Consider the following 24,957-nt stretch of genomic DNA (forward strand, 5'->3'; position numbering starts at 1 on the left):
GTGTTTAGACTTCGACTTCTCCGAATAATTGATTCACCCGTTCACTGTAATGGGCCAATTCTTCTTCACTTCCGCCTTTTTCACGCAATTTCTCCAGAAGCTCAATATATAGAGCTGATTTTTCCACACTCAAAAAATCGATTTTCCGCTCATCGAATACTACCTGCACCACTTCAACGCCAGCCTGTTCCAATAATTCAATAGCGTATTCATGATTTTTGTAGTCGGTGGCATAATACAAACGGGAAATTCCTGACTGGATAATCGACTTGGTGCATTGCAGGCAAGGGAAATGGCTGACATACATATCGGCGCCATTGACGCTGACGCCATACTTTGCGCATTGCAGCAACGCATTCATTTCTGCATGGATGGTCCGGACACAATGGCCATCGACAACGTAACACCCTTTATCGATGCAATGGTCGCCGCCTGAAATCGATCCATTGTACCCCCCAGCCATAATTCTGCGGTCGCGTACAATGGTGGCGCCGACAGCCAGTCGTGTACATGTGCTTCTGAGTGCGAGCAAATGGCTTTGCGCCATGAAAAATTGGTCCCAAGTTATTCGCTTCATTTAATTGCCTCCTGCTTGTGTAGTTAAAATAAGTGTAGCAGAGGCGACGGTTTCGTCAACCGCCTTTGTTGCACATCGCGATTATTTAACGATGATCAACTCTTTTAATTGTTCAAAGGTTTTATCGCCGATCCCGGTGACTTCCGTCAATTCTCCCGGCGTTTTGAAGCTTCCGGCTTCTTCCCGGTAAGCTAGTATAGCAGCAGCTTTGGAAGGACCGATTCCCGGCAGTTCCATCAATTCGGTTTCTGTTGCCAGATTGATGTTGATGAGGGTGCTCCCACTACTGCCTGGGGCTGTCTGCTGGGCTGCCGGCAAGATGATTTCTTCACCCGCCGCTGGAACATACAGACTGGTTTCATCAACAACAATCAATGCCAGATTTATGGAGCGGCTGTCGGCTTCAGGCGTAAATCCGCCGGCAGCATCTATGGCATCCTGCATACGCGATCCTGCCGGAAGCTCATAAACGCCGGGACTGACCACCTGGCCTTTCATATCTATCATTAATGTGGATTCGATTACGGGATTTTCGTTTTCAGGGGTTTCTGTCTGCTGAGGGGATTCAGCGCTGATCAATTCGAGAGAAGCGGCGGGTGTTGTTTCCGCCTTTTCTTGTGGAAAGAAGAAGTAGATCATCAATAACGCAATGGCGGCAGCGGGGATCAACAGCCATGCGGAGTTTTTCTGAAGCTGGGAAGGTTTCAGCTGGCATTCCTCATTTCTTCAGAAGGCAATTAAATGGAAGCTGTTTGAATTATATATTAATTCACCGGCTGCTGTCCATCCTTTTCGGACAAGCAAAAAACCACCTGCAAAATGCAGATGGCTGAATTGCTTTTTTTATTTTTTGGCATGAAAGAAAATGCGTTCACTTTCTTCGTCCGGAGCCTGATCTGAAAAATCGGCGGTGACCGACTCTACAGAAAACCCTGCCGCTTCCAGCCATTTCGTGTACACATCAACGGAAAAGGTGCGCTGCTCATGCGTTTCTTCAAAACGCTCAAACAACCCATTCTGGCGGACAAAGAATGTCATATCGTGAATCACGCTATGTTCTGCTTCACCAGGCTCTGTATGCCAGATATAAGCGATTTCCTCCGCGTCGTAGACAAACGGGCTGTCCATGTAGACTCCATCCACTTTAAAGATGGAATGCACATCAAAGAAAAAATGGCCGCCCGGATTCAATGAAGCATAGATTTCCTTGAACGTCTGCTGGACCTGTTGTTCCGTCTGCAGATAATTCAAGGAATCGATCGCAATCGTGACAAGATCAAAGCCGTCCAGGCCCTCCAGGTTGTCCATGGACAATTGAAGTACCGGAATCGACTGGTTTGCTTCCTGGAAACGTTGATTGGCGACCGTCAGCATGTCTTCCGACAAGTCGCTGGCAGTCACGTCATAGCCCATTTCAGCAAAAAGCTGTGACAATGTGCCGGTTCCGCACGCCACATCCAGCAATTTGCCGGACGGAGCATGGGAAGCGACCCACTCCACATACTTTTCATAAGGAATATCCTCCATCAGTCCATCATAGACTGCGGCAAATTTTCCGTATTTCATATTTCCATTTGCGGAGCTTCTCTCCACAGGCGTTCCAAATTATAGTATGAGCGTTCGTCTTTGTGGAAGACATGTGCCACGACATCGCCAAGATCGACAAGGATCCAGCGCGCTGAATCGAATCCTTCGATGCTTTTCACTTCATGGCCTTCTTCATGTGCTTTATCCATGATTTCTCTTGCAATCGACTGAACTTGGCGATCGGAATTTCCTGTGCAGATGACGAAGAAATCAGCCAAAAGCGAAATCCCCTCCATATTCAAGACAACAATGTCTTCCGCTTTTTTATCTTCTGCAGCATTATAAGCTACTTGTAGTAAAGTTTCTTTAGTCATTCTTTCACTTTCCCTTTCTGTTGCACGAAGTAGTTGTAGCACTTCAGTGAATCCGGAAATACCGGTTGATTTTTCGATACTAAAAATTCGATGGAATGTTTGACCGAGGCTTCCATCATAACATCCAATCCCTGTTCTTTTAATTGTCGCAATTCTTCAACACCTGAAAATTTGCGGTTCGGTTCGATCAGATCGGCAATATAGACGACTTTTTCCAAATCAGACATCTCCGCGCGTCCGGTTGTATGGTAACGGATAGCATTCAGAACATCTTCATCTTCCACGCCAAATTCAGTTTTCGCCATATACGCGCCCACAGGTGCATGCCAAAGTTCCGCATGATAATCGAGCAATAGGGGATCCAGCTTCTCAGAGACGATAATGGACTTCATCCACTCCCGATCTGAAAATTTTGCTGCGTCATGCAAAATCGCGGCAGTTTCCGCCTTAGACTCGGATACATCAAATTCCTTGGCGAGTTCTCTTGCTGTTTTCACCACGCCCAGCACATGCGTAAAGCGTTTTTCAGGCAGTCGTTCCTTAACTTTCTGCAGCATTTCGCTGGAATCCATATAAGCCCTCCTCTCGGATAAACGCTTCTACTTTATCAGGCACCAAAAAAGTGAGGGGTCCGCCTTTAGCGGCACGCTCTCTCAACATCGTGGATGACAGCAGCAATTCGGGTGAATCAATCATCATGACAGGATAAGGTGTTTCTATATTATAACCCGGACGCTTGACTCCGATAAAGCGAATCAACTTCACCAATTCGTCGATGCGATACCAGGAAGGCAAACCTTCCACCATATCGCCTCCGATGATGAAGTAGAACTCCTTATCAGGTTCTTTTTCAGTCAGCCGCGTCAGTGTGTCAAACGAATAGGAAACCCCGCCGCTGTCGATTTCAAAAGCTTCCAGCCGGAATTGCGGACGGCCTGAAATGGCCAGTCCCGTCATCTCCAAACGCTGGTGCGCACTGGCTCCCGCCACATCCTTGTGTGGTGCAATATAGTTGGGCATGAAGCGCACTTCGTCCAATCCGGCTGAATGATACGCTTCATTGGCCATAATCAGATGGCCGAGATGAGGTGGATTGAACGTTCCGCCCAGAATCCCGACTTTTTTCATCTTTTAACCGGCAGCTCGATCTTTTTGTTGTTGACCGATTGTTTATAAAGAATCACTGTGTGGCCGATCAATTGAACCAATTGTGATTTTGTGCCTTTGGCAAGAGCTTTCGCCACTTCATCTTTGCCATCTTCATTGTTTTGAAGAATGCTGATTTTCACCAATTCACGCTTTTCCAATGCTTCTTTGATTTGAACGAGCATGGCTTCGTTGACTCCGCCTTTGCCTACCTGGAAAATCGGATCAAGATGATGTGCTTCGCTTCTCAAAAAGCTTTTTTGTTTAGTTGTTAACATAAGTGCCTCCTAGTTTTTCTGTGATCAATTTGATCATTTTTTCAGTATCCGGCTGTACGCCTGTCCACTTTTCGAATGCAATTGCACCCTGATAGACAAACATGCCGACACCATTCAATATAACGCAATTTTTTTCTTCGGCTTTCTTTAAAAAAGGTGTCTCTAGTGGAACATAGATGATATCCGCCACCAAAGTTCCCGCCTTGACCTGCTCCAGGGAAATCGGCAAAGCTTCGCCCGTCGCCAAACCGACAGATGTCGTTTGGATCAGAATCGCAAATTCCGCCAATTGTTCCTCGGATTCCTTAAGCGTTATAGCGGAACCGCCAGTTTCAGCAGCCAGCTCCTCCGCCCGGCGGAAAGTCCGATTGGTGATCGTGACTTCACTGAACCCGGCGCGCTTCAACGCGAAAGCGATGCCTCTTGCTGCACCACCCGCTCCGATCAGCAAGACTTTAGATGCTTTATCGACAGGATGAACAAGCAAGGATTGGACAAAGCCATCACCATCCGTATTGGAACCGACATACTGTTTCCCATCGAAATTCACCGTATTCACGGCATTCATCTGCATGGCACTTTCTTCCAGTTTGCCCAGAAACGGAACAATCGACTGTTTATGCGGAAGCGTGATATTAAAACCGCTGACTCCCAGCGTTTTCATGGCTTCGAATGATTTTTCCAGCTGTGACGGTTCCACATGAACCGGAATATAGGCTGCCTCAATGCCATGTTCACTAAACCATGTATCGTGCATGAATGGGGATAAGGAATGGGAGATCGGATCACCGATCACCGCGTACCATTTCTTCATCTAAAAACCTCCTAGATCAACGATGGGCGCAATAGAACTTCTACACCTTTAGGTGCATGGGCAGCAATGACAGCATTGCCGTGTTGAATGGTAATCCAGCCAAGCCCCGAAAAGACGATATCGGTCTTCGCTTCCTTGACGCTGAACTCATGGCGCACCAATTCCGGAAAATCATCTTTGTATTCGGCCGATGGCGGTGCCAGCATATCACCCAAATGCTGTTCATATAAAGCATCTGCGTTTTCCAGTTTGGTCCGGTGAATCGGCAGATCATTTGCGATATGGACAGTGAAAGACGAGCGTTCACCTTGGATAAAGTCGAAACGGGCTAATCCGCCAACAAATAACGTCTGTTCCGCATTCAATTGGAAGACGCGCGGCTTGATCTCTTTTTTAGGCATGATCTGCTTAAGATCTGCCGTTTGAAGATGGTGCGCCAATTGATGATGGTTGATGATGCCTGGCGTATCGAATAATGAACGTTTGTCATCCAGTGGGATTTCGATCATATCCAACGTGGTTCCCGGGAAATGGGAAGTTGTAATGACATCAGCTTGTCCTGTCGCCTGTTTGATGACGCGATTGATGAACGTCGATTTCCCCACATTCGTACAGCCGACCACATAGACATCTTTGCCTTTGCGGTATTTTTCGATGGCTTCCATCGCTTCCGGAACTCCAGTCCCTCTATGGGCACTGACAGTCAACACATCGATTGGCTGCAAGCCCAGCTTGCGGGCCTCCTGTTTCATCCAATGGATCAGTTTATGCTGTTTGACTGATTTCGGCAGCAAGTCCGCTTTATTAGCAATCAACAAGATATCGTTATTTCCGACAAAGCGGTGAAGGCCCGGAAGCCAGCTGCCATTAAAGTCGAAAATGTCGACAATCTTCACAATTAGGCCATCGCGTTCCCCTAAGCCGTTTAAAATACGCAGAAAATCATCATCCGTCAAAGAAACCGGTTGAAGTTCATTGTAATTCTTCAGGCGGAAACAACGCTGGCAAATAATTTCTTCTTTTTCCAATGAAGACGGCGGAGCATATCCTACCTCTTCCTTGTTTTCTGTTTGAATCTGTACACCGCATCCGATGCAAGTTGGCATTTCACTCAATTTTCTTCCTCCCACATCAATTGTCCTTTATCTTTCAATCTCTTCATGATTCTGCGTTCGACTCTCCGGTTGAAACGCGTAAAAAAGCCATCGGACTGAGCCACTGGCAATACCAAGATCGTATGCATCTTATTCAAGTTGCCGCCGAAAATATCCGTCAGCATCTGATCTCCGATCACCACCACCTGGTCGCGCTTCGCTTCCATGATCCGGAGCGCTTTGCGGAAGGCGCGGCCCATCGGTTTGCGTGCCTGGTAAATAAACGGAATCCCTAAAGGATCCGCAAATGACTTGACGCGCAATTCCTTGTTGTTGGAAACGATGACTACCTGGATGCCGGCGTCCTTCATCGATTTCAGCCACTCGATCAATTTCGGTGTCGCATCCGGTCGATCCCATTCCACAAGCGTATTATCCAAATCCGTAATGATGCCTTTAATATTCTTTTCAATCAATGTTTCCGGCTTGATGTCAAATACGTCTTTCACGTATTGGCTTGGTACAAAATTCTGATACACTGCAACCCACTCCTGTTTTCCGAACTTAATGCTATTGATTATACCATAATTCCTAGCGCTTCTCCCACCTTGATCCGTTGTCCATCCGACATATCTTCGACAAATTTGATGGAATTCTCCTCAAAGAACAGCACAACTGTGGATCCGAAACTGAAATAGCCCACTTCACTGCCTTTTTGCCATTCACTGCCGGTTTCCGTCAGCTTGATGGAATTGACGAACATGGCGCCGACTTTGACAACCAGCATCCTGCCGAACGCCGTTTCCAGCTCGGTGATCATGCGGTAGTTGCCGCTGATCGGCGTTTTGCCGTAGTGCAACCCAGCTGCGTTGACTGGGTATGATTTTTTTCCGAGTACGTATTGCTTCTCTACTTTGCCATCAGCCGGACTGTGGATCCGGTGATAATCGGCAGGCGATAAATACAGCACTGCATATTTTCCGTTCTGATAGCGGTCAGCCAAGGCGTTATCCCCGAGGAGATCAGCCAAAGAATACTGCTGGCCTTTCACCAGGAACGTGATGCCTTCCTGCATATCTCCGGCAATTTCTATTTTGCCATCGACTGGAGAAACCACAGGGGCACTGGCGATCGGACGGCTCGATGCCGTCAGTTTACGGACAAAGAAATCATGGAGTGTCGGAAAGGAATCCACAGGCTCTTCGACATCATCCACTAAGATCTGATAGGCTTTGATATAGCCAGGAATAAACCTTCGGCTGTTTTTGGATTGAGAGAATTGGCGGATCAGATTGGAAGTAAAAGCTCCGTTTGTAAGTTCAATTGAACGCTGGTATAGATATTTTTTCATAGAGATGCCTCCGTTGCTAAAATAGTCTACCATTTTTTTACCTTTCACAGTATAATAGAGTGAACAAGTTTACAAAAAAGAAGGAGTGTTTTCCATTGTTAATTACAGAAAGAATGGATCACACCATAAAAAAGCTGAGGTCACAGACCGCTAACACCATCACAATCGGCAATATGCTGTTTGGCGGTGCCTCACTTATGGCCACTTTAAATGGATCTTATAGCTATAGCGTGCTATTTATATTTATTGCGGCTTTTTTGGACCGCTTTGACGGTATGGTGGCAAGAAAGTTCAATCAGGAATCTGAACTCGGTAAGCAGCTCGATTCGATGAGCGACATATTATCCTTTGGTGTTGCCCCTGCAATTTTAATGTACCAGCTTGTCTTGTCGGACTTCGGTTTTATCGGAATGGTTTTTACAGTCATCTATATTTCTTGTGGTGGTTTTCGTTTGGCGCGTTTCAATATTTCGGATGCCACCGGTTATTTCACCGGTTTGCCGATTACAGCGGCCGGTACGGTCATTACATTATCCTATTTTGGTCTGACGATGGTTTCGCCAGTCGCCTATATGTTCCTGTTCATCCTTTGTTCTTTATTGATGGTCAGTACCTTCTCTTTAAGAAAAGTGTAAAAAAGCTGAGTGACGTTGAGAAAACGTCCTCAGCTTTTTATTTTGGGCAATTCCATAGTTCAAGTTAGATGCGCGCTGCCAACCGGCTGATTACATTGAAGACGATTTCCGTTGAATGCTTGGCTGCCACAGGCAAAAATTCATCAAATGATACAGAAGATTCTTTTCCGGCGATATCAGACAGTGCCCGAATGACTACGAATGCCACGTCGAACTGATAGCAGACCTGCGCAACCGCAGCCGCTTCCATTTCAGCTGCTTTCATCGTTGGAAAATATTCACGGACTTTTGCCACACGTTCGGGATCATTCATAAAGGAATCGCCTGTCGCAATCAAGCCGACTGCGTAATCATGCTGCCCCATTTCCTTGACTGCCTTGATTGCCAGTTCAATCAATTCTTCGTTGGAAGTGAATGCTGCCGGCATTTGAGGCACCTGCCCCATTTCATAGCCGAAGACTGTAACATCCACATCGTGGTGACGGACTTCATCAGAGATGACTACCGCGCCAACTTCGAGTTCTTCATCAAAGCCGCCTGCCGAACCGATATTGATGACAATATCCGGCTGGTACTGCTGTAAAAGGATTGTTGTTGACATGGCGGCATTGACCTTGCCGATGCCGCTTTTCAGCAAGACGATTTCCTGCCCTTCGTATGTACCCAAAGTAAATTCACATTTGGCAATTTCTTCTGTCCGGGAATCTTCCAGACCGCTTCTCAATAGTTGAACTTCTTCTTCCATCGCACCAATTACACCGATTTTCATTTTGCTATTCCCCATTCCAGCGTCAATTTATCTTTCCTGTTTCAATACCCTTTTATATATAAGTTGTACAAAGAATCTTCGCCTGCTGATATTCCGCAAATCTATTATGGATACAGTGGTAACACAGAGGCTCGCTTCAAATTCACTACATCTCTTAGCGCCGGCGCGCCCAAGGGCTAGGCAAGAAAATAAACCAAAGGAAGTTTAGGTTATTTTCTTTGCTTCGAAGGTAGCGGAGCGATGCAGAAGCAGAGGTTTTACAACTCTTACTTTAGGAACCCTACTCAAAGCGTCCGAAGCGTTGTGTAAAAGACGGTTTCTTTAGTTCAACTTATATTATACCAAAGAAAAAGACGCCTTTATCAATAGGCGCCTTCCAATGTTTTCAGCACGTCCATTTTCACTGGTTTCCAGCCTTCGCCGTCTACCCATTCCATATGGACACGATATTTTTCAGATTCGTCTTTGGACTGAACAGTCGCAATCGACTTCTGAGGACCGCCGCCGTTTTTAATCATCATGACATACATATTGTTGGCATCAAGGCCAGTCGCATAAGCTACCGCATTGACTTTTTCGTTCCAATCCACAGAATCCTTCTGGTACACAGAGACATGATCACCTTTTTGCTTAGTGCCTACCGGCTCCCAGCTCGTATTGATGACTGTTTCTTCCACTATCGGGTCACTGGAATCTTCTCGTGTGATGGTTCCGCCTTTTGTGACAGATCCTTCTTCTTCTTTGGCTTTTTCTTCTTTAGCTTTTTCTTCTTCAGCTTTTTTAGCTTCAGCTTCTTCTTTAGCTTTTTCTTCTTCAGCCTTTTTAGCTGCTTCTTTTTCTTCTTCAGAGGCTTCAGCATCTTCATCGGTGCCTGCGCTTCCTTCTTCACTGTCTCCAGTGCCACTCGTTTGGTCTTCGGTTTCAGGTGAAATCGTCACCGCTTCAAGATCTTGAGCCTGATCGTCCCCTCCACTAAACAGCATGGAAACCCCGATAATGAGAATCAATGCAAATACCAAGCCGATCATTATATTCAAAATGGAATTTGACCGGTTTTTCTTTTTCTTCAAACGAGAGGGATAAGGTTTTTCTTCGTTAGTCATTGGATGTCCCCCTTTCTTAATAGTTTACCATAAATCCAGTATGACAAATTTGACGTTTCAGCGATAATTTCGTTTCAGTAAAAGTCAAAATAATGAGAAACGGCCATCCCTTTTACAGAACGGCCGTCTCCATTACGTGATTGAAAGAATCTTGATTTCCATTTCTCCGCCAGGTGTCAGTACTTTGACATTTTCACCGATTGTGCGGCCGATCATGCTTTTTGCAATTGGAGAATCGTTTGAAATACGGCCTTCCAAAGGATCCGCTTCAGCTGACCCGACGATTGTGTAGGATTCTTTATCGCCATCTGGAACTTCTATAAATGTAACGGTCGTCCCTAAGCGGACGATGTCTTTGTTCGATTCATTTTCATTTATGATAACCGCGTTGCGGATCATCGATTCGAGTGTTGAGATACGGCCCTCTACAAATGCCTGATCTTCTTTCGCAGAATCATATTCAGCATTCTCGGATAAATCACCGAAATCACGCGCGATCTTAATTCGTTCAACCACTTCTTTGCGTTTAATCGTTTTTAGAAAGTCCAGTTCATCTTCCAACTTCTGCTTTCCTGCAGCTGTCATTGGAAATTGTTTTTCGTTAGCCATTGTTTCCACTCCTTCAACTGCTGACCTGGATGCACGTGTGCAACCGTCAGTCTGGTCTCATCATATTATAGATTGACAATCTATTCAAGAATAGTTTTGATTTTTGTGACCATTAAATCAATCGCCACTTCGTTTTGTCCGCCTTCTGGAATAATGACGTCTGCATACCGTTTGGTCGGTTCGATAAATTGGTTATGCATCGGACGTACGACGGTCAAGTATTGTTCGATGACCGAGTCGATGGTCCGGCCACGTTCGTTGATGTCACGCAGCAGACGGCGTATGATGCGCAAGTCGCCATCCGTGTCGACGAATAATTTGATATCCATCAATTCACGCAACCGGACATCTTCCAGCACCAAAATCCCTTCCAGGATAATGACATCTTTCGGTTCGATTACGACCGTTTCTTCAGCACGCGTATGTAGCGCATAATTATATACCGGTTTTTCGATTGGGCGGCGCTCCAGCAATTCGTTGATGTGCTCGATCAGCAGGTCTGTATCAAATGCCAATGGATGGTCGTAATTCGTTTCCAGGCGTTCTTCAAAAGCCAAATGGCTTTGATCTTTGTAATAATAATCCTGCTCGATCACCACCACCGAGTTTTCTTTAAATACTTCATAGATGGAGTTCGTTACACTCGTTTTCCCCGAGCCCGAACCCCCTGCGATCCCAATAACGACCGGCCGTTTCTTCGACATGTTGTTTAGCTCCTTGCAAATCTCTTTTTAGTGTATTCATCTTTTTTTGCAGATCATAATGCCGTCTCCCGAAGACAATAATTCCGTGTCGTAACCGGAGTGACTGAGCATATGTTCTTTAAAGGCCGCCAGATTGCGGATCATCGTGCGCTTTCTTCTGGGCACTTCAGATAACGGGATATCTGAAAGTCCATGCATGGCCATGTTATCGCAATATATGATTCCGCCTTTTGGCAATAAAGGTTCATACTTGTCGAAAAAGCGCTCATATTGCCCTTTTGCTGCATCGATGAAAATAGCATCATATTGCGGTTTCAGAATTGCCAGTTCGAGCTCCAATGCATCTGCATGGAATATTCGGATCTGGTTCCCTAAACCTGATTGCGCAATAAATTCGACCGCTTTCCGATAACGGGAATCGTCGCGTTCAACGGTGTCCACTGTGCAAGCGGGCAAGGCTTCTGCCATTTTTATCGCCGAAAAGCCGATGGCCGAACCAATTTCCAAAATCCGTTCGGGCTGCTGCTGTTTCAGCAGATCCAGCAGTTCCCGGATTCCCTGATCTTCCATGATCGGCACATGATGCGTAGCTGCATATGTTCGCATCTCTTCAAGCGTCGTTGCTAATTGATTGTTCACCATACTGGAAAGCTCCTTTTCGACTAAGCAAAAATTACTTCAAATATTACCATAAAAAGAGAAGGAAAGCGAGGACGCTTCCTTCTCGAAGGTGTTAATTCCCGATATATTCATCGCGGTTCGCCAAATGTTCTTCATAAGTTTTGGCAAAATGATTCGTACCTTCCGAATCAGCCAGGAAGTAGAAGTAGTCAGTATCAGCAGGATCGAGCACTGCTTCAATTGAAGATCCTCCGGCATTCGCGATCGGACCAGGCGGCAGCCCTTTGTTCTGGTAAGTGCTGTATGGATGTTCAAATTCGTAATCCGTATTGAACAAGCGGTCTTTATGCTCACCCATTGCGTAGATGACGGTTGGATCCGTCTGCAACGGCATATCATCATCCAAACGGTTATAGAAGACGCTGGCAATGGTTTGGCGATCAGACTGCGCTGTCGCTTCTTCTTCCAACAGCGAAGCGAAGGTCAACAACCAATGCGGCGATCTTCCGCTTTCTTCCAAAACGGCTTGATACTGCAGAACATTGGCTTGAGTCGTATCAAGCATCTGTTCAATGAGCAATGTCAGTGAAGGATCTTCTTCGTAAATGGCGTAAGTGGCCGGGAACAGATAGCCTTCAAGTGCATAACGGATATTATCGCCCAATATCTCATCTGTCAATAACTCCGGATACTTGATCATCAGCTCTTCAATATAAGCCGGATCTTCGATTTTCGCTAAAAATTCTTCAGCCGTATGCGAAGTTTTTTCCGCAATGACGTTTTCGGCAATCTCTTCCACCGTCAAGCCTTCTGGAACGTTGATCGTAAACAGCGGCTCGCGATAGACTTTACCGCTTTTTAGGCTTTCCGTAATTTCATCCAATGTCATGGACGGCAGCAAATCATAAGTTCCAGCTTGAAACTCGGATTCATTATTGAATTTCACATAGTATTTGTAGATGCGTGCATCTTCAATGACTCCGTTTTCTTCAAGCAATGCCGCAATGCTGTCCAGACTTGAACCGATCGGGACTTCAACGGTCACCACTTCCTCTGAATCCGGATCTACCGGCGCAAGGGCGCTGCTGATGTAATTATAGGCTTGAAAGCCTGCGATCCCGATAATGACCAATAGGATCAGCGCGACTATTAATACGATGCGTCGGACGACTCTCACTTCCTTCTTTTTTTCTTTCATGCGTTCAAACATGATGTCTTTTTTTGACTGTTTCTCCACGGGTTCCCCCCCCCAGCTTTTCTCTTCTGCAAAAGTTGGACCTTAGCTGTTCAACTTCTTTAAGTATACAAGAAAAACGCACAAAAGAAAAAGACGGAATCAGCAATCAATTCCGTCCTCCATTTTTAAAGCTCTTCGTTTTCTTCTTCTTCGTCAAGGAAGGTATTCAACATTTCTTCGATCATGTCCCATTCAGCATCCGTTTCAACCGGGCGAAGTTCTCCGCCGCCTACAGTTTCGTCCGAGTCAGGGTTTTCAGTGAAGGAAGATGCATGAATTTCGATTTCGCCTTCTTCATCTTCTTCAGCGCCTACCGGGAAATACAAAACGTATGATTTTCCGAAGTCTGCTGATTCAAATGTAAACAATACTTCAAATAATTGTTCGTTGCCGTTTTCATCAACGACTGTAATGTGCTCTTGTCCGTGTTCCATTTGTGTCACCTCATTATTTTTTAAAATCAAGATAGCCTTGCAAAATCATGACTGCCGCCATCTTGTCGATCACTTTTTTGCGGTTTTTGCGGCTGACATCTGCGGAGATCAACATCTTCTCTGCTGCCGACGTCGTAAGCCGTTCATCCCATAGGACCACCGGTATACTATACGCTTCTTTCAGCAAAGCTGCAAATCTTTCGGATGCTTCAGCGCGCGGCCCGATTGAATTGTTCATGTTTTTCGGGTAGCCGACAACCGCTTCGGTCACTTCATATTGCTTGATCAGTTCACCGAGGCGGTCCATTCCAAATTCTTCGATCGCTTCATTTATTTTGACGGTTTCGATTCCTTGGGCTGTCCAGCCCATCGGATCGCTGATTGCGACTCCGATCGTTTTCGAACCGACATCAAGTCCCATTATACGCATCATTTCATTATTCCCCGTTATTCTTCTTAATATAGAACTTTACAAGCTCTTCCAGAATTTCATCCCGTTCCAGTTTGCGAATCATATTTCGCGCATCCTGATGGCGAGGAATATAAGCCGGATCACCTGATAACAAATATCCGACAATCTGATTGATCGGGTTATAGCCTTTTTCTTCAAGTGCAGAATGGACCTGAAGCATCACTTGCTTCACTTCCTGCTCCATCGACTCATCAGAAGAATCGAATTTCATAGTTCGATCAAATGAACTCACGACAAGCACCTCGCTTTCGGATTTTAAATAGGAATAATTGCTCCTGCTGTCTGATTACCATTATAACCGATAGCTTGGATTTATTAAACCTATTTCACTAAGCTGTAAACGGATTCGAGCGCCGATTCCAATTTCCCGGCATCTTTTGCACCCGCCATCGCCATATCCGGACGGCCGCCGCCTTTTCCTCCGCATAGCTCTGCCACATGTTTGACGATTTGCCCAGCATGGTAATCGCCGCCTGCCAAATCTTTCGTAACACCTGCAGCCAGCATGACTTTGTCTCCGTCTGTTGCACCTAAAACGATGACCGCCTTGTCGATTTTCGTTTTCAAATCATCCAGCATCTGGCGCAATTGGTTGTTGTCTTTGGCCTCTACTTTGACAGACAATACGGTGATATCGCCGACTTTTTGCGCGTGATCCAGTATACCAGCGGATTGTGCATTTGATACCTTCGCAAGCAGCGATTCATTTTCACGCTGCAATGATTTGATTTCGGCTTGGACAGACTGAACTTTTTGGACCATGTCTTTTGGATTGGCTTTCAGAAGTCCTGCGGCCTGCTCCAAAATCTGTTCGCTGTCTTTCAGGCTTTCATATGCGCCTTTGCCGGTTACCGCTTCAATTCTCCGGATACCGGCTCCGATGCCGCCTTCTGAAACGATTTTGAACAATCCGATTTCAGACGTATTGGCCACGTGGACACCACCGCAAAGCTCCAGCGAATAGCCGCCGATTTCCACGACACGGACAACGTCGCCGTATTTCTCGCCGAACAAAGCCATAGCACCCATTTCTTTTGCTTCCTGCAGGTTATGGTAGCCGGTCTGGACCGCAATGCCTTCCCAAACCTTTTCGTTGACGATTTGCTCGATTGTTTCCAATTCCTCTTTCGTCACCTGGCCGAAATGCGAGAAATCGAAACGCAGACGGTCCGGCCCTACATAAGATCCTGCCTGGTTGACGTGCGTCCCCAAAACATCTTTGAGCGCCTGGTGCAAGAGGTGTGTCGCCGTATGGTTTTTCACCGTATGGCGACGTTCGGATGCATCCACTTGCGCATGCACAGCCGATTTCGTCAATTCACCGGTTTCTACGCGCACGGAATGCAGGTTCTGGCCATTTGGCGCTTTTTTGACATCGAGCACAGCTACGCTTGCCAAGTCGTTGCGCAAGGTCCCGTGATCCGCAATCTGCCCACCGCTTTCAGCGTAGAATGGCGTCTCATCCAGGATGACCTGCACTTCTTCACCTTCGTGTGCGCTGTCTGCCAGTTCACCGTCTTTGATGATGAACAGAATGTTGGCATCGGATACTGTCTGGCTGTAACCGATAAACTCGCTTGCTTCTTTAATATCGCCCAACACTTCGGATTGTGTCTGCATCGAATTGACATTCTGGCGTGCATTTCTCGCACGGTCACGCTGTGCTTGCATTGCGGCTTCAAAGCCTGCATGGTCGATTGTCATGCCTTCTTCTTCTGCGTATTCTTCTGTCAACTCCACCGGGAAGCCATACGTATCATACAAGCGGAATGCATCTTCGCCTGGGACTTCCGTAAGTCCGGCAGCTTTTTCTTTTTCTACTACTGACGACAAAATTGCCAAGCCATCGTGAAGCGTTTCGTGGAAACGTTCTTCCTCGAGTTTCATGACACGGATGATAAAGTCTTGCTTGTCGTTCACTTCCGGGTAGAAGTTTTTCATGATGTCGCCGACAACCGGTACCAATTCAAACAGGAACGGTTTCTCGACGCCCAGTTTCTTCGCGTAACGGACAGCCCGGCGCAACAGGCGGCGCAATACATAGCCGCGGCCTTCATTCGACGGTAGCGCTCCGTCACCGATTGCAAATGCCACGGTGCGGATATGGTCGGCGATCACTTTGAAAGCCATGTCCATATCGGCATCTTCACCATATTTCTTGCCTGAAATCTCTTCGGTTTTCCGGATGATCGGGATGAACAGATCCGTATCGAAGTTGGTCGGTACATCCTGTACAACAGAAGCCATACGTTCCAAACCCATTCCTGTATCGATATTCTGCTTCGGAAGCGGCGTATAGGTATGGTCCGGATTGTGGTTGAACTGAGAAAAGACCAGGTTCCAGATTTCCAGGTAACGGTCGTTTTCGCCGCCTGGATACAATTCAGGGTCGTTCATGTCATTGCCGTAGCTTTCGCCGCGGTCATAGAAAATTTCAGAGTTCGGTCCACTTGGGCCTTCTCCGATATCCCAGAAGTTCCCTTCCAGCCGGATGATGCGCTCAGCCGGCACCCCGACTTCGTTCAACCAGATGCCATAAGCCTCTTCGTCTTCCGGATGGATCGTCACCGATAATTTCTCGGCATCGAAGCCGATCCATTTTTCGTCAGTCAGAAATTCCCAAGCCCAGTGGATCGCTTCAGTTTTGAAGTATTCACCGATGGAGAAGTTGCCAAGCATTTCAAAAAACGTATGGTGGCGTGCCGTTTTGCCGACATTTTCAATATCGTTCGTACGGATCGATTTTTGTGCATTGACGATCCGTGGGTTTTCAGGAATGACACGGCCGTCAAAATATTTCTTCAAGGTCGCCACGCCGCTGTTGATCCATAAAAGGGACGGATCTTCAAAAGGCACGAGCGGTGCGCTCGGCTCCTGGTCATGGCCTTTTTCTTTAAAGAAGTCGAGATACAATTGTCTGATGTCTTCAGCTTTCAAATTTTTCATCTGTTTTTCCTCCTCAGCATAATAAAAAGCCCCCATCCCAAAAAAGGGACGAAGGCTTTATTTCGCGGTACCACCCTAGTTACACGGACCATGAAGCTCCGTGTCTCTCGAACACCTTAACGCGGTTCAACGGCAGGGATTAGCTGCACTCCGGAGTAGCTTTCTAAAATCAGATCTCGTCGGGGCCTTTCAGCCAGGGGTCCCGTTTCTGTCCGGATGCGATTTTATACTGTCTCCATCAATGTGTTTGTCTATCAGTCTAATTTGAATTATAGAAAAAGCTTTGGGTGATGTCAATAGAAGGGTTAAGAAATCGCTCCATGCGCTTCTCAATATTAATCAAGCATCTTTTCATTGAAATGGCTGCTTTCCGTTCCGGCGCTCGCTTTCCACGGGTTCGCGCCCAAGCCTCCTCAGTCGCTTCGCTCCCTGCGGGGTCTCGGTCGTCTCACTATTCCGCAGGAGTCGAGCACCTGCACTCCAAGCAACCGGTATAGGAAAAAGCAAAGCTATTTTGTGGAATATCGAAGCCCAATCTACCTTTTCAACTTTTCACATCAAGCTTCCATAAACTTCTGTGGCGTGATGCCTTCCATGCCGATCATCGGGTGGATGGCGTGGACGTTTTCGTTGGTCAGGCTGACGGGTCCGCTTTGTTTGGCTTCAGCTTTTTGCTGTGTTTGCTGTTCGGTTTTCGGTTCTTCCGCTGCGACTGCTAAGCGATTCTTTAAAGTCGTCATCCGCTGCGCGTCGTCTGTGCGTTCGACGCCGTAGCGGAAAACGCTCGGGTCGCCGCAGAGGATGAGGAAATCTTTGCTTCGGGTGATGCCGGTGTACAGCAAATTGCGCCGCAGCATTTTCATATAGCCGCGGACCACGGGCATGATGACGGTCGGGAATTCGGAGCCCTGTGATTTATGGATCGAGCAGCAATAGGCCAGCGTCAACTGGTTCAAGTCGCTGCGTTCATAGGTCACTTCAATGCCGTCGAACGACGCCACCAGCATGTCCTGCTTTTCGACGGTCTCTTTCGCTTTTAGGATTGCCACAACTTCCCCCATATCGCCGTTGAAGACATTGCTTTCCGGCTGGTTGACGAGCTGCAGAATCTTGTCGCCGATGCGGTAGGTGATGTCGCCGAATACCAGTTCTTTTCGTTTGCCATCCGGATTCGGGTTGACCATTTCCTGGATCATGCGGTTCAAGGCATCAATTCCTGCCGGTCCTTTGTACATCGGCGCCAGCACCTGGATGTCTTTGATTGAATGGCCTTTTGATAAAGCGCTCTTGACGACTTTTTCAACAACAGACGGAATCTGGTCGATGCCCGCTTTGATGAATGAACGGTCGGCCGTTTTTGCGGTGATGTCATCCGGCAATTGGCCTTTTTTCATTTGGTGGGCCAGCTCGATGATTGATGAGCCCGACGACTGCCGATAGATTTCGGTCAATTCCACAGTGGGAATCCGTTTTGATTCGAGCAGATCCCGCAGCACCTGCCCCGGTCCGACCGGCGGCAATTGGTCCTGGTCCCCGACAAAAATCAATTGGGCATCTTCCGGCACCGCTTTTAAGAGCTGGTGCGCGAGCCATGTATCGACCATCGACATTTCATCGATGATGATCAATTTGCCTTCGATTTCCTTTTCGGTTTCTTCGTCTTTTTCCTGCCCGTTAAAGCCGAGCAGACGGTGGATGGTCATGGCCGGCAAATCCGTTGATTCACTTAACCGCTTCGCTGCACGTCCTGTCGGTGCTGCCAGGATGATCGGAAACGGCTCTTTTTTCTTGGCGTACTCTTTTGGGTCCAGCGACAGCCCGTGCAGCTCTGCATAGATCTCTACCAAACCTCGGACGACGGTGGTCTTGCCGGTACCCGGTCCGCCGGTTAAGATCATGACGGATGAATTGATGCTGTTTTCGATCGCATCGACCTGCGTTTCGGCATAGCTGACACCCAGCCGCTCTTCCGCTTCGCCGAGTGCCTTCCGCACTTCAGAACTCGGAAACTTCGTCCGGGTTTCCTGTTCTGCAAGCAGCGTTTCCAATTTTGTCGCAATGCCGACTTCCGAATAATACAGCGATGGCAAATAAAGCCGCGTTTCTTCTCCAGCGACTTTGCCTTCTTCATTCAGCTCAATCGCCGCTTTGGAAATCGCATCGATCGGAATCTCTTCTTGTTGGCGTGATTCCAGCATCTCTTTGACCATGGGAATCAAAGCCTTGGCATCCACATAGACGTGGCCTTCAGACAGCGAGGCCTGGTTGAGGATATGCAGGATCGATGCTTTGATGCGGTCCGGGTGGCTGCCTGTGATGCCGAGCTTCATGCCCAGTTCATCAGCGCGCTGGAAACCGATTCCTTCGATTTCCTCGATCAGCTGAAACGGGTTTTTCGTCAGGATGTCGATGGTTTCCTCGCGGTAGGCCTGGTAGATCCGCATGCCAACTTGCGGGCCAAAGCCCCAGTCGTTGAGCTGGATCATGACACGCTCAAGCCCGAGATTCATCTGCAGCGTTGCACGGATCGTGTCCTTTTTTTCGTCGGACAGACGCGGCACTTTGTCCAGTGCATCCGGGTCTTCCAAAATCTTTTTGATGGCATCCTTGCCAAGTTTTTTGACGATCGTTTCCGCTGTTTTCCGGCCGATGCCGTTGAACATGTCACTTGACAAATAATGGATAATTCCTTGTTCGGTTTCCGGCACTTCCTTGGTGAAAGTTTCTACCTGGAACTGAACGCCGTAGCGCGGATGGTTTTTCACGGCGCCGGTAAAACGGTATTGCTCTTCAAGGGACAGCATTGGAAAATAACCCGACACGATAATTTCCTTTTCGGTATACGGGGTGTTGGTTTCCTGGATCTTCACTTTCGCAATGGAGAATAAATTTTGGGGATTGTGAAATATCGAGACGACAGGACGCCCTAATACAAACTGTTTTTCTTCTTGGAATAAATCGATTTGTCCGGTCATTTCTGTCGTCTCCCTTTCACGTGGCTATTCCAGTGTCGTTGCAATCATATCGTAGGCGTATCGCGCCATTTCGTTTCGTTCATCAAGCGTATAGGCTTGTTTCAGGTGGTTCATGGCATCTTCTTTGCGGTTTGTGGAAACCGCATAAAGAACACCCAAATTATAATGGGCGTCCGAATGGTTCGGATCCTGTTCGAGCACCTGCAAAAATTGCGGCTCTGCCAGTTCGAACAATTCCAATGATGCCAACGTGATGCCGAAGCTCAAACGGGACTGGACATCGGTTTCATCCAGCTCCACTGCGCGCTGCAGATAGGGCAGCGCCAATTTTGGCTGCTCCAGTTTTTCGAAGCATTTGCCGATCATGAAATGCGCATCCGCGCCTTCCAGTTCGTATTGGAGGGCTTTTTCGTATAATTTCAACGCTTCCTCGTAACGTTCCGAGTTGAAATACAGATTGGCGAGGCCATAATAAGCCGTCGCCGATGTTTCATCCAGCACGATCGCTTTTTGGAAAAACCGCTCTGCGCGGTCGATTTCATCCATGGAAGTCAGCACATGGCCAAAATTGATATAGCCAAGCGGATTGTCCGGCTGCTCTTCGATCGCTTGTGTAAAAGCTTTGATCGCTTCTTCCGTGTTGCCTTCCTGTAATGCCTGAATGCCGATTTCGTTGTAATTCATCGCTGTCTCTCCCATTAGCCTACATATTCCAAACGCGCACCGTTTTTAAAGACGCGGTCGATGGTTCCGCCGCCGAGGCATTCTTCGCCGTCATAGAAAACGACTGCCTGGCCAGGCGTAATAGCACGGACCGGCTCTGCAAATGTCACAATGGCTTCTTCACCTTTGAATTCTACTGATACGCCAACGTCCTGTTGGCGGTAGCGGAATTTCGCTGTGCATTCCAACGTTCCGGTTGGTGCTGTATTTGACGTGAAGCTTAAGTTTACCGCCGTCAGGCTATCCGAGAAAAGAGCATCGTGATGGATATTTTGCCCGACGTATAACACATTCTTTTTCAGGTCTTTGCCGATGACGAACCACGGGTCGCCGGCACCGCCGATGCCAAGTCCCTGGCGTTGGCCGATCGTGTAGTACATCAAGCCGTCGTGCGCGCCCATTTTGACGCCTTCCAAGGTTTCCATCGTGCCAGGCTGTGCAGGCAAATATTGCCCAAGGAATTCCTTGAAATTGCGTTCGCCAATAAAGCAGATGCCGGTGGAATCTTTTTTCGTCGCTGTGGCAAGCCCAGCTTCCAATGCGATTTCACGGACTTTTTTCTTTTCCATATGGCCGATGGGGAACATCACTTTGGACAACTGGCCTTGATCCAATTGGTTCAGGAAATAGGTCTGGTCCTTGTTGTTGTCTTTGCCGCGCAGCATTTTCGTTTCGCCGTTTTTAGCGTGCTCGACTTGTGCGTAATGGCCGGTCGCCAAATAATCCGCGCCCAGGCTCAACGCGTGCTCAAGGAAAGCTTTGAATTTGATTTCCTTATTGCACATGACATCCGGGTTCGGAGTGCGTCCCGCTTTGTATTCTTCCAGGAAATAGGTGAAGACTTTATCCCAATACTGTTTTTCGAAATTGACGGCATAATACGGAATGCCGATCTGGTTGCAGACCCGGATCACGTCTTCGTAATCCTCTGTTGCCGTACAGACACCGTTCTCGTCCGTATCATCCCAGTTTTTCATGAAGATGCCGATGACATCATAACCTTGTTCTTTCAATAAATAAGCGGCAACCGAAGAGTCCACCCCTCCGGACATGCCGACAACAACGCGTGTATCTTGTGGTGCTTTTGCAGTCATTTTTTCTCACCTTTTCATTTTAACGCCAAACGCTGGCTGATTTGAGCTGTCTTTTCGGCAGCTTGTTCAATATCCCGAGGCGTCAAACCGATGCCGAAACTGAAGCGGATGGAATTGCGGCTCTCTACCGCCTGTTCCCCGTACATCGCAACCAGCACATGGGAAGGATCGATCGATCCCGCCGTACAGGCTGACCCGCTGGAGGCAGAAATTCCCGCTAAATCCAGATTGACCAGAAACGACTCGATTTCAATGCCCGGAATGCTGAGATTTAAAATATGCGGCATTTGGTTGCTGCCGTTTTCTTTATAGTCGATGCCTTGCTGATCTAAAGCAGATCTGAAGATGGTTTTGTATTGCTCGTAAGCCGCTGTTTTTTCTTCCATTGTCGCCAAAGAAATCTCTACAGCTTTGGCAAATGCAGCAATCGCCGGCACGTTTTCCGTGCCCGCGCGGCGTTTGCGTTCCTGCTCTCCGCCGTAGAGGAGCGGCGTCAATGCCGTTCCTTTGCGTTGGTACAGGAAACCGACGCCTTTCGGGCCATTGAGCTTATGTGCGGACACAGACAATAAATCGACATTCAGGCTATCGACATCGATCGGCAACACCCCGTATGCCTGGACAGCATCCGTGTGGAAAGTGACCTCCGTCCCTTTCAGCAATTCGCCGATTTCAGCGATGGGCTGCAGGGTGCCGACTTCGTTGTTGCCCAGCATGACCGATACTAGAATTGTATCGTCACGCAGCGCATTTTTCACGTCTTCTGCTCGCACACGCCCATTTTCACCAACCGGCAAATACGTCACGTCATAGCCTTCCCGCTCCAGCTTCTCGCAGGCATGCAAAACGGCATGGTGTTCAATTGCTGTCGTGATGATATGTTTGCCGCTCTTTTTAGCGGCCGTTCCGAAGATCGCGAAATTATCCGCTTCCGTTCCGCCGCTGGTGAAAATGATTTCATTGTCCTCAGCGTGGATGCTTTCAGCCAGTAATTTACGCGCATCGTCCAGTGCCTTACGTGCAGCTCTTCCGGTCCCATGGATACTTGACGGGTTGCCGTAGACCGTTCCGAGTGCTTCGGAAAAAGTCGTGACAACTTCCGGATGCATCGGCGAAGTCGCCGCATGGTCTAGATAAATTCGATTCATGATCTGTTAACTCCCTTATATATAATACATATAATTTTCAGTTTCACCGTTATTGGCATTCGCCAAATCTTCGATCGTGGTGGTGTCGAGAACATTCTTCACAGCATCACGGATGCGCACCCACAACTCGCGTTGAGGCTGCTTTTCATCTTCGATGCCTTCAACCGGCTGGATCGGGCCTTCCAAGACGCGGATGACGTCTCCAGCGGAAATCTCTTTCGGGTGGCGCGTCAGCATATAGCCGCCGTATGCGCCGCGGACACTTTTAACAAGCCCGGAGTTGCGGAGTGGTCCCACCAGCTGCTCCAGGTACGCTTCAGACAACTCATTTTCCGCCGCAATCTTCCGCAGCGGTACAGGGCCTTCCCCGTACAGTTTTCCTAATTCGATCATTATGGTCAGACCGTAACGGCCTTTGGTTGATATTTTCATCATTACACCTCTAAGTTTGATAAATTGAACGAAAGATCTTTCTGTTGAAAACCGAACATCATTAGCAGAATAATGCTAATAATAAATAAGTGATTCACTCCAAATAAATACCAATATTCTTCAAAACAGTATAGCATAATTTGAGCCGAATGGACTTGCAATGACTTTTGAAACTTCAAACGCTATACTGATAGAACGAATGTACGGAAGGAGTTTTCTTATGCACAACGAACCTTTAGCTTTCCGTATGCGGCCACGGACGATCGATGAAGTCGTCGGACAAAAAGATGTCATCGGTCCGCATACGGCTCTATATAAAATGATCAGCAACGGCCACGTACCGTCCATGCTGTTGTACGGCGAGCCGGGAATCGGCAAGACGTCCATCGCACACGCCATCGCCGGCACGTCCAATTTGCCATTCATCGCCTTGAACGCCACCACTTCCGGCAAGAAAGATGTTGAAGAAGTGGTGACGGAATCACGCATGACCGGAAAAGTCCTGTTGTTCCTAGACGAAATCCACCGTTTCAATAAACTCCAACAGGACGCCCTGCTGCCGCATGTCGAAAGCGGTTCGATCGTCCTCATCGGCGCGACGACGGAAAACCCGTTCCACGATGTCAACCCGGCCATCCGCTCGCGCTGCGGTGAAATCAAGCAGCTGAAACGGCTGTCGCATGAAGATATTGTCCAGCTCTTGAATTCCGCATTGGCCGATCCGAAACGCGGCCTCGGCAGCGAGCAGATCGATATTTCAGAGAAGCAGGTTGAACGCATCGCAGAAGGCACCAACGGCGACGCCCGAAAAGCGTTGACGATGCTCGAGTCGATTGTCATTGCCTCTGACGAACGCGACGGCAAATTCATCGTCGAAGATCAGATGGTCGAACAGATGATCAAGCGCGTCGGCGTCTTCGGCGACAAAAAAGGATCGCATTTCTTCAACTTGCTGTCAGCGCTGCAAAAATCGGTACGCGGCAGCGATGTCAACGCGGCTATGTATTATTTGGCGCACTTGCTGGAAAATGGCGACTTGACCGCAGTGACGCGCCGCTTGCTGGTGATGGCCTATGAAGACATCGGCCTTGCCAACCCAGCTGTCGGCGGCCATGTACTCGCGGCATGCCAGGCAGCGGATCGCCTCGGCTTGCCGGAAGCCCGCATCCCGCTCGCTCAGGCCGTCGCAGAAATGTGCCTGTCCGAAAAATCCAATTCGGCTTACAAAGCCATCGATGCAGCCATCGCTTCCATCAACAAAGGCGACGTCGGCGATATCCCGATGCATTTGCGGGATACCCATTACGCCGGCAGCGCTGACCTCGGACATGGGGGCTACCGCTACCCGCATGACACGCCGATCGGATCATTCGGCGGCTGGGCTGATCAGGATTATCTGCCGAAAGAAGTGAAATCGACCGAGTTCTACAAACCGGTTGTCGCCGGCGAAGAGAAGAAATTCGCCGGAATCTACGAAAAGCTGAAGAGCTTCCGTAAAAATAAAAAATAAATATGTTCTAAGCAACGCCATTTCCTTAAACGGAGGTGGCTTTTTTAATGCACGAATTTATTGAAAACAGCACAGAAAAGCCGGCTCATGAAAAGAGCCAGCAGCTGGTTGCAGATAAAGTCTACGGAAAATGAGTAGGCAGAAACAGGTATTTGCCCTGATAACTTCTTCTCACAGGTATATTCAGCCCGAATTGATTCCACACTACATGAGACTCACACCCAGTCTCGTTATTGATATCACGCTTAATGAGGGTGACGAATCCAATCCGTTTTTTCTATTCCTTAACTAGCTAGAAAAGAAAAAACCAAATTTTAACATATGCATTCCAGAATCCGGAACGCAAGGCGGCGACTCCTGCGGGATAGCGAAGTGCCGAAATCC

At 47.9% G+C, this 24,957-nt stretch carries 28 protein-coding genes and 1 other annotated feature; of the genes, 2 read left to right on the forward strand and 26 right to left on the reverse strand.

Annotation, left to right across the window (positions count from 1 at the left end; translation table 11 throughout):
- Positions 1-4: 4 nt before the first annotated feature.
- From ACRC6Q_RS10520 to ACRC6Q_RS10570, 11 genes are all read right to left on the reverse strand, one after another.
- On the reverse strand, positions 5-577 hold the full coding sequence (locus ACRC6Q_RS10520) for a ComE operon protein 2 (protein ID WP_223638053.1): 573 nt from the start codon (positions 575-577) through the stop codon (positions 5-7).
- A gap of 81 nt (positions 578-658) precedes the next feature.
- Positions 659-1,216, reverse strand: coding sequence for a helix-hairpin-helix domain-containing protein (locus ACRC6Q_RS10525; RefSeq protein WP_431466486.1), 558 nt, complete (start codon positions 1,214-1,216; stop codon positions 659-661).
- 204 nt (positions 1,217-1,420) lie between these two features.
- Positions 1,421-2,143: a class I SAM-dependent DNA methyltransferase gene (locus ACRC6Q_RS10530; RefSeq protein ID WP_431466487.1), complete on the reverse strand. Its 723-nt coding sequence runs from the start codon at positions 2,141-2,143 to the stop codon at positions 1,421-1,423.
- The gene (rsfS, locus tag ACRC6Q_RS10535) at positions 2,140-2,478 is read right to left on the reverse strand and encodes a ribosome silencing factor (RefSeq protein WP_223638063.1); all 339 of its coding nucleotides are present in this window, start codon (positions 2,476-2,478) and stop codon (positions 2,140-2,142) included. Before rsfS ends, ACRC6Q_RS10530 begins: the two co-directional genes overlap by 4 nt.
- Positions 2,475-3,050, reverse strand: coding sequence for a bis(5'-nucleosyl)-tetraphosphatase (symmetrical) YqeK (gene yqeK / locus ACRC6Q_RS10540; protein ID WP_223638066.1), 576 nt, complete (start codon positions 3,048-3,050; stop codon positions 2,475-2,477). The genes rsfS and yqeK overlap by 4 nt, the downstream gene beginning before the upstream one ends.
- A complete protein-coding gene (locus ACRC6Q_RS10545) occupies positions 3,019-3,606 on the reverse strand; it encodes a nicotinate-nucleotide adenylyltransferase (protein WP_223638069.1) in 588 nt (195 codons plus the stop codon). Before ACRC6Q_RS10545 ends, yqeK begins: the two co-directional genes overlap by 32 nt.
- The gene (yhbY, locus tag ACRC6Q_RS10550; protein ID WP_142827770.1) at positions 3,603-3,902 is read right to left on the reverse strand and encodes a ribosome assembly RNA-binding protein YhbY; all 300 of its coding nucleotides are present in this window, start codon (positions 3,900-3,902) and stop codon (positions 3,603-3,605) included. The genes ACRC6Q_RS10545 and yhbY overlap by 4 nt, the downstream gene beginning before the upstream one ends.
- Entirely contained in the window at positions 3,889-4,716 is an 828-nt protein-coding gene (gene aroE / locus ACRC6Q_RS10555; protein WP_431466488.1) for a shikimate dehydrogenase, read from the reverse strand. The genes yhbY and aroE overlap by 14 nt, the downstream gene beginning before the upstream one ends.
- 11 nt (positions 4,717-4,727) lie before the next feature.
- Entirely contained in the window at positions 4,728-5,831 is a 1,104-nt protein-coding gene (gene yqeH, locus ACRC6Q_RS10560; protein ID WP_223638073.1) for a ribosome biogenesis GTPase YqeH, read from the reverse strand.
- Positions 5,828-6,349, reverse strand: a complete 522-nt coding sequence (locus ACRC6Q_RS10565; protein ID WP_223638075.1) for a YqeG family HAD IIIA-type phosphatase — start codon at positions 6,347-6,349, stop codon at positions 5,828-5,830. Before ACRC6Q_RS10565 ends, yqeH begins: the two co-directional genes overlap by 4 nt.
- A gap of 38 nt (positions 6,350-6,387) precedes the next feature.
- On the reverse strand, positions 6,388-7,161 hold the full coding sequence (locus tag ACRC6Q_RS10570; RefSeq protein ID WP_431466489.1) for a phosphatidylserine decarboxylase: 774 nt from the start codon (positions 7,159-7,161) through the stop codon (positions 6,388-6,390).
- 95 nt (positions 7,162-7,256) lie between these two features.
- On the opposite strand from ACRC6Q_RS10570, the gene pssA reads away from it, so the two are divergent.
- Positions 7,257-7,796 carry a CDP-diacylglycerol--serine O-phosphatidyltransferase gene (gene pssA, locus ACRC6Q_RS10575; protein ID WP_223638090.1) on the forward strand — a complete coding sequence of 180 codons (540 nt, stop codon included), beginning with the start codon at positions 7,257-7,259 and terminating at the stop codon, positions 7,794-7,796.
- Between the two features lie 64 nt (positions 7,797-7,860).
- Here the strand turns inward: pssA and mtnN are convergent, their stop codons facing one another.
- The 15 genes from mtnN to cymR form a co-directional block, all read right to left on the reverse strand.
- Positions 7,861-8,565 carry a 5'-methylthioadenosine/S-adenosylhomocysteine nucleosidase gene (gene mtnN, locus ACRC6Q_RS10580; RefSeq protein WP_223638093.1) on the reverse strand — a complete coding sequence of 235 codons (705 nt, stop codon included), beginning with the start codon at positions 8,563-8,565 and terminating at the stop codon, positions 7,861-7,863.
- 362 nt (positions 8,566-8,927) lie between these two features.
- On the reverse strand, positions 8,928-9,668 hold the full coding sequence (locus ACRC6Q_RS10585; protein ID WP_223638096.1) for a DUF1510 family protein: 741 nt from the start codon (positions 9,666-9,668) through the stop codon (positions 8,928-8,930).
- A 132-nt stretch (positions 9,669-9,800) separates the two neighbouring features.
- Positions 9,801-10,277: a transcription elongation factor GreA gene (gene greA / locus ACRC6Q_RS10590; protein WP_215098774.1), complete on the reverse strand. Its 477-nt coding sequence runs from the start codon at positions 10,275-10,277 to the stop codon at positions 9,801-9,803.
- Between the two features lie 80 nt (positions 10,278-10,357).
- The gene (gene udk, locus ACRC6Q_RS10595) at positions 10,358-11,002 is read right to left on the reverse strand and encodes a uridine kinase (protein WP_298830550.1); all 645 of its coding nucleotides are present in this window, start codon (positions 11,000-11,002) and stop codon (positions 10,358-10,360) included.
- Positions 11,003-11,017: 15 nt separating this feature from the next.
- Positions 11,018-11,623: an O-methyltransferase gene (locus ACRC6Q_RS10600; protein ID WP_223638102.1), complete on the reverse strand. Its 606-nt coding sequence runs from the start codon at positions 11,621-11,623 to the stop codon at positions 11,018-11,020.
- 91 nt (positions 11,624-11,714) lie between these two features.
- On the reverse strand, positions 11,715-12,839 hold the full coding sequence (mltG, locus tag ACRC6Q_RS10605; RefSeq protein ID WP_223638105.1) for an endolytic transglycosylase MltG: 1,125 nt from the start codon (positions 12,837-12,839) through the stop codon (positions 11,715-11,717).
- 125 nt (positions 12,840-12,964) lie between these two features.
- Positions 12,965-13,273, reverse strand: coding sequence for a DUF1292 domain-containing protein (locus ACRC6Q_RS10610; RefSeq protein ID WP_223638108.1), 309 nt, complete (start codon positions 13,271-13,273; stop codon positions 12,965-12,967).
- Between the two features lie 13 nt (positions 13,274-13,286).
- Positions 13,287-13,703 (reverse strand): Holliday junction resolvase RuvX, encoded by a 417-nt coding sequence (ruvX, locus tag ACRC6Q_RS10615; RefSeq protein ID WP_146557809.1) that lies wholly within the window; start codon positions 13,701-13,703, stop codon positions 13,287-13,289.
- 7 nt (positions 13,704-13,710) lie between these two features.
- Positions 13,711-13,977: an IreB family regulatory phosphoprotein gene (locus ACRC6Q_RS10620; RefSeq protein ID WP_223638110.1), complete on the reverse strand. Its 267-nt coding sequence runs from the start codon at positions 13,975-13,977 to the stop codon at positions 13,711-13,713.
- 89 nt (positions 13,978-14,066) lie between these two features.
- The gene (gene alaS, locus ACRC6Q_RS10625) at positions 14,067-16,691 is read right to left on the reverse strand and encodes an alanine--tRNA ligase (protein WP_431466490.1); all 2,625 of its coding nucleotides are present in this window, start codon (positions 16,689-16,691) and stop codon (positions 14,067-14,069) included.
- Between the two features lie 41 nt (positions 16,692-16,732).
- Positions 16,733-16,942 (reverse strand) — a binding site (T-box leader).
- 306 nt (positions 16,943-17,248) lie between these two features.
- Positions 17,249-19,666, reverse strand: coding sequence for an SF1B family DNA helicase RecD2 (gene recD2 / locus ACRC6Q_RS10630; RefSeq protein ID WP_223638116.1), 2,418 nt, complete (start codon positions 19,664-19,666; stop codon positions 17,249-17,251).
- A gap of 24 nt (positions 19,667-19,690) precedes the next feature.
- Complete coding sequence (locus ACRC6Q_RS10635) at positions 19,691-20,350, reverse strand: tetratricopeptide repeat protein (RefSeq protein WP_223638119.1); 660 nt, start codon at positions 20,348-20,350, stop codon at positions 19,691-19,693.
- Between the two features lie 14 nt (positions 20,351-20,364).
- Positions 20,365-21,483, reverse strand: coding sequence for a tRNA 2-thiouridine(34) synthase MnmA (gene mnmA / locus ACRC6Q_RS10640; protein ID WP_431466491.1), 1,119 nt, complete (start codon positions 21,481-21,483; stop codon positions 20,365-20,367).
- Positions 21,484-21,497: 14 nt separating this feature from the next.
- On the reverse strand, positions 21,498-22,631 hold the full coding sequence (locus ACRC6Q_RS10645; RefSeq protein WP_431466492.1) for a cysteine desulfurase family protein: 1,134 nt from the start codon (positions 22,629-22,631) through the stop codon (positions 21,498-21,500).
- Between the two features lie 15 nt (positions 22,632-22,646).
- Positions 22,647-23,063, reverse strand: coding sequence for a cysteine metabolism transcriptional regulator CymR (cymR, locus tag ACRC6Q_RS10650; RefSeq protein WP_223638501.1), 417 nt, complete (start codon positions 23,061-23,063; stop codon positions 22,647-22,649).
- A 220-nt stretch (positions 23,064-23,283) separates the two neighbouring features.
- On the opposite strand from cymR, the gene ACRC6Q_RS10655 reads away from it, so the two are divergent.
- The gene (locus tag ACRC6Q_RS10655; RefSeq protein ID WP_431466493.1) at positions 23,284-24,573 is read left to right on the forward strand and encodes a replication-associated recombination protein A; all 1,290 of its coding nucleotides are present in this window, start codon (positions 23,284-23,286) and stop codon (positions 24,571-24,573) included.
- Positions 24,574-24,957 lie beyond the last annotated feature (384 nt).

The sequence above is a fragment of the Planococcus sp. SE5232 genome, assembly GCF_050686535.1.
Classification (GTDB): Bacteria; Bacillota; Bacilli; order Bacillales_A; family Planococcaceae; genus Planococcus.

Bases quoted from the DNA above. Each gene is read 5' to 3' on its own strand.
- rsfS (WP_223638063.1), bottom strand. From the start codon at position 2,478: ATGACTAAAGAAACTTTACTACAAGTAGCTTATAATGCTGCAGAAGAT.
- recD2 (WP_223638116.1), bottom strand. From the start codon at position 19,666: ATGACCGGACAAATCGATTTATTCCAAGAAGAAAAACAGTTTGTATTA.
- ACRC6Q_RS10585 (WP_223638096.1), bottom strand. From the start codon at position 9,668: ATGACTAACGAAGAAAAACCTTATCCCTCTCGTTTGAAGAAAAAGAAA.
- ACRC6Q_RS10520 (WP_223638053.1), bottom strand. From the start codon at position 577: ATGAAGCGAATAACTTGGGACCAATTTTTCATGGCGCAAAGCCATTTG.
- greA (WP_215098774.1), bottom strand. From the start codon at position 10,277: ATGGCTAACGAAAAACAATTTCCAATGACAGCTGCAGGAAAGCAGAAG.
- ACRC6Q_RS10545 (WP_223638069.1), bottom strand. From the start codon at position 3,606: ATGAAAAAAGTCGGGATTCTGGGCGGAACGTTCAATCCACCTCATCTC.
- alaS (WP_431466490.1), bottom strand. From the start codon at position 16,691: ATGAAAAATTTGAAAGCTGAAGACATCAGACAATTGTATCTCGACTTC.
- yhbY (WP_142827770.1), bottom strand. From the start codon at position 3,902: ATGTTAACAACTAAACAAAAAAGCTTTTTGAGAAGCGAAGCACATCAT.
- yqeK (WP_223638066.1), bottom strand. From the start codon at position 3,050: ATGGATTCCAGCGAAATGCTGCAGAAAGTTAAGGAACGACTGCCTGAA.
- ACRC6Q_RS10610 (WP_223638108.1), bottom strand. From the start codon at position 13,273: ATGGAACACGGACAAGAGCACATTACAGTCGTTGATGAAAACGGCAAC.
- ACRC6Q_RS10645 (WP_431466492.1), bottom strand. From the start codon at position 22,631: ATGAATCGAATTTATCTAGACCATGCGGCGACTTCGCCGATGCATCCG.
- ACRC6Q_RS10525 (WP_431466486.1), bottom strand. From the start codon at position 1,216: ATGATCTACTTCTTCTTTCCACAAGAAAAGGCGGAAACAACACCCGCC.
- ACRC6Q_RS10570 (WP_431466489.1), bottom strand. From the start codon at position 7,161: ATGAAAAAATATCTATACCAGCGTTCAATTGAACTTACAAACGGAGCT.
- mnmA (WP_431466491.1), bottom strand. From the start codon at position 21,483: ATGACTGCAAAAGCACCACAAGATACACGCGTTGTTGTCGGCATGTCC.
- ruvX (WP_146557809.1), bottom strand. From the start codon at position 13,703: ATGCGTATAATGGGACTTGATGTCGGTTCGAAAACGATCGGAGTCGCA.
- ACRC6Q_RS10600 (WP_223638102.1), bottom strand. From the start codon at position 11,623: ATGGTGAACAATCAATTAGCAACGACGCTTGAAGAGATGCGAACATAT.
- ACRC6Q_RS10530 (WP_431466487.1), bottom strand. From the start codon at position 2,143: ATGAAATACGGAAAATTTGCCGCAGTCTATGATGGACTGATGGAGGAT.
- mtnN (WP_223638093.1), bottom strand. From the start codon at position 8,565: ATGAAAATCGGTGTAATTGGTGCGATGGAAGAAGAAGTTCAACTATTG.
- ACRC6Q_RS10635 (WP_223638119.1), bottom strand. From the start codon at position 20,350: ATGAATTACAACGAAATCGGCATTCAGGCATTACAGGAAGGCAACACG.
- ACRC6Q_RS10655 (WP_431466493.1), top strand. From the start codon at position 23,284: ATGCACAACGAACCTTTAGCTTTCCGTATGCGGCCACGGACGATCGAT.
- cymR (WP_223638501.1), bottom strand. From the start codon at position 23,063: ATGAAAATATCAACCAAAGGCCGTTACGGTCTGACCATAATGATCGAA.
- aroE (WP_431466488.1), bottom strand. From the start codon at position 4,716: ATGAAGAAATGGTACGCGGTGATCGGTGATCCGATCTCCCATTCCTTA.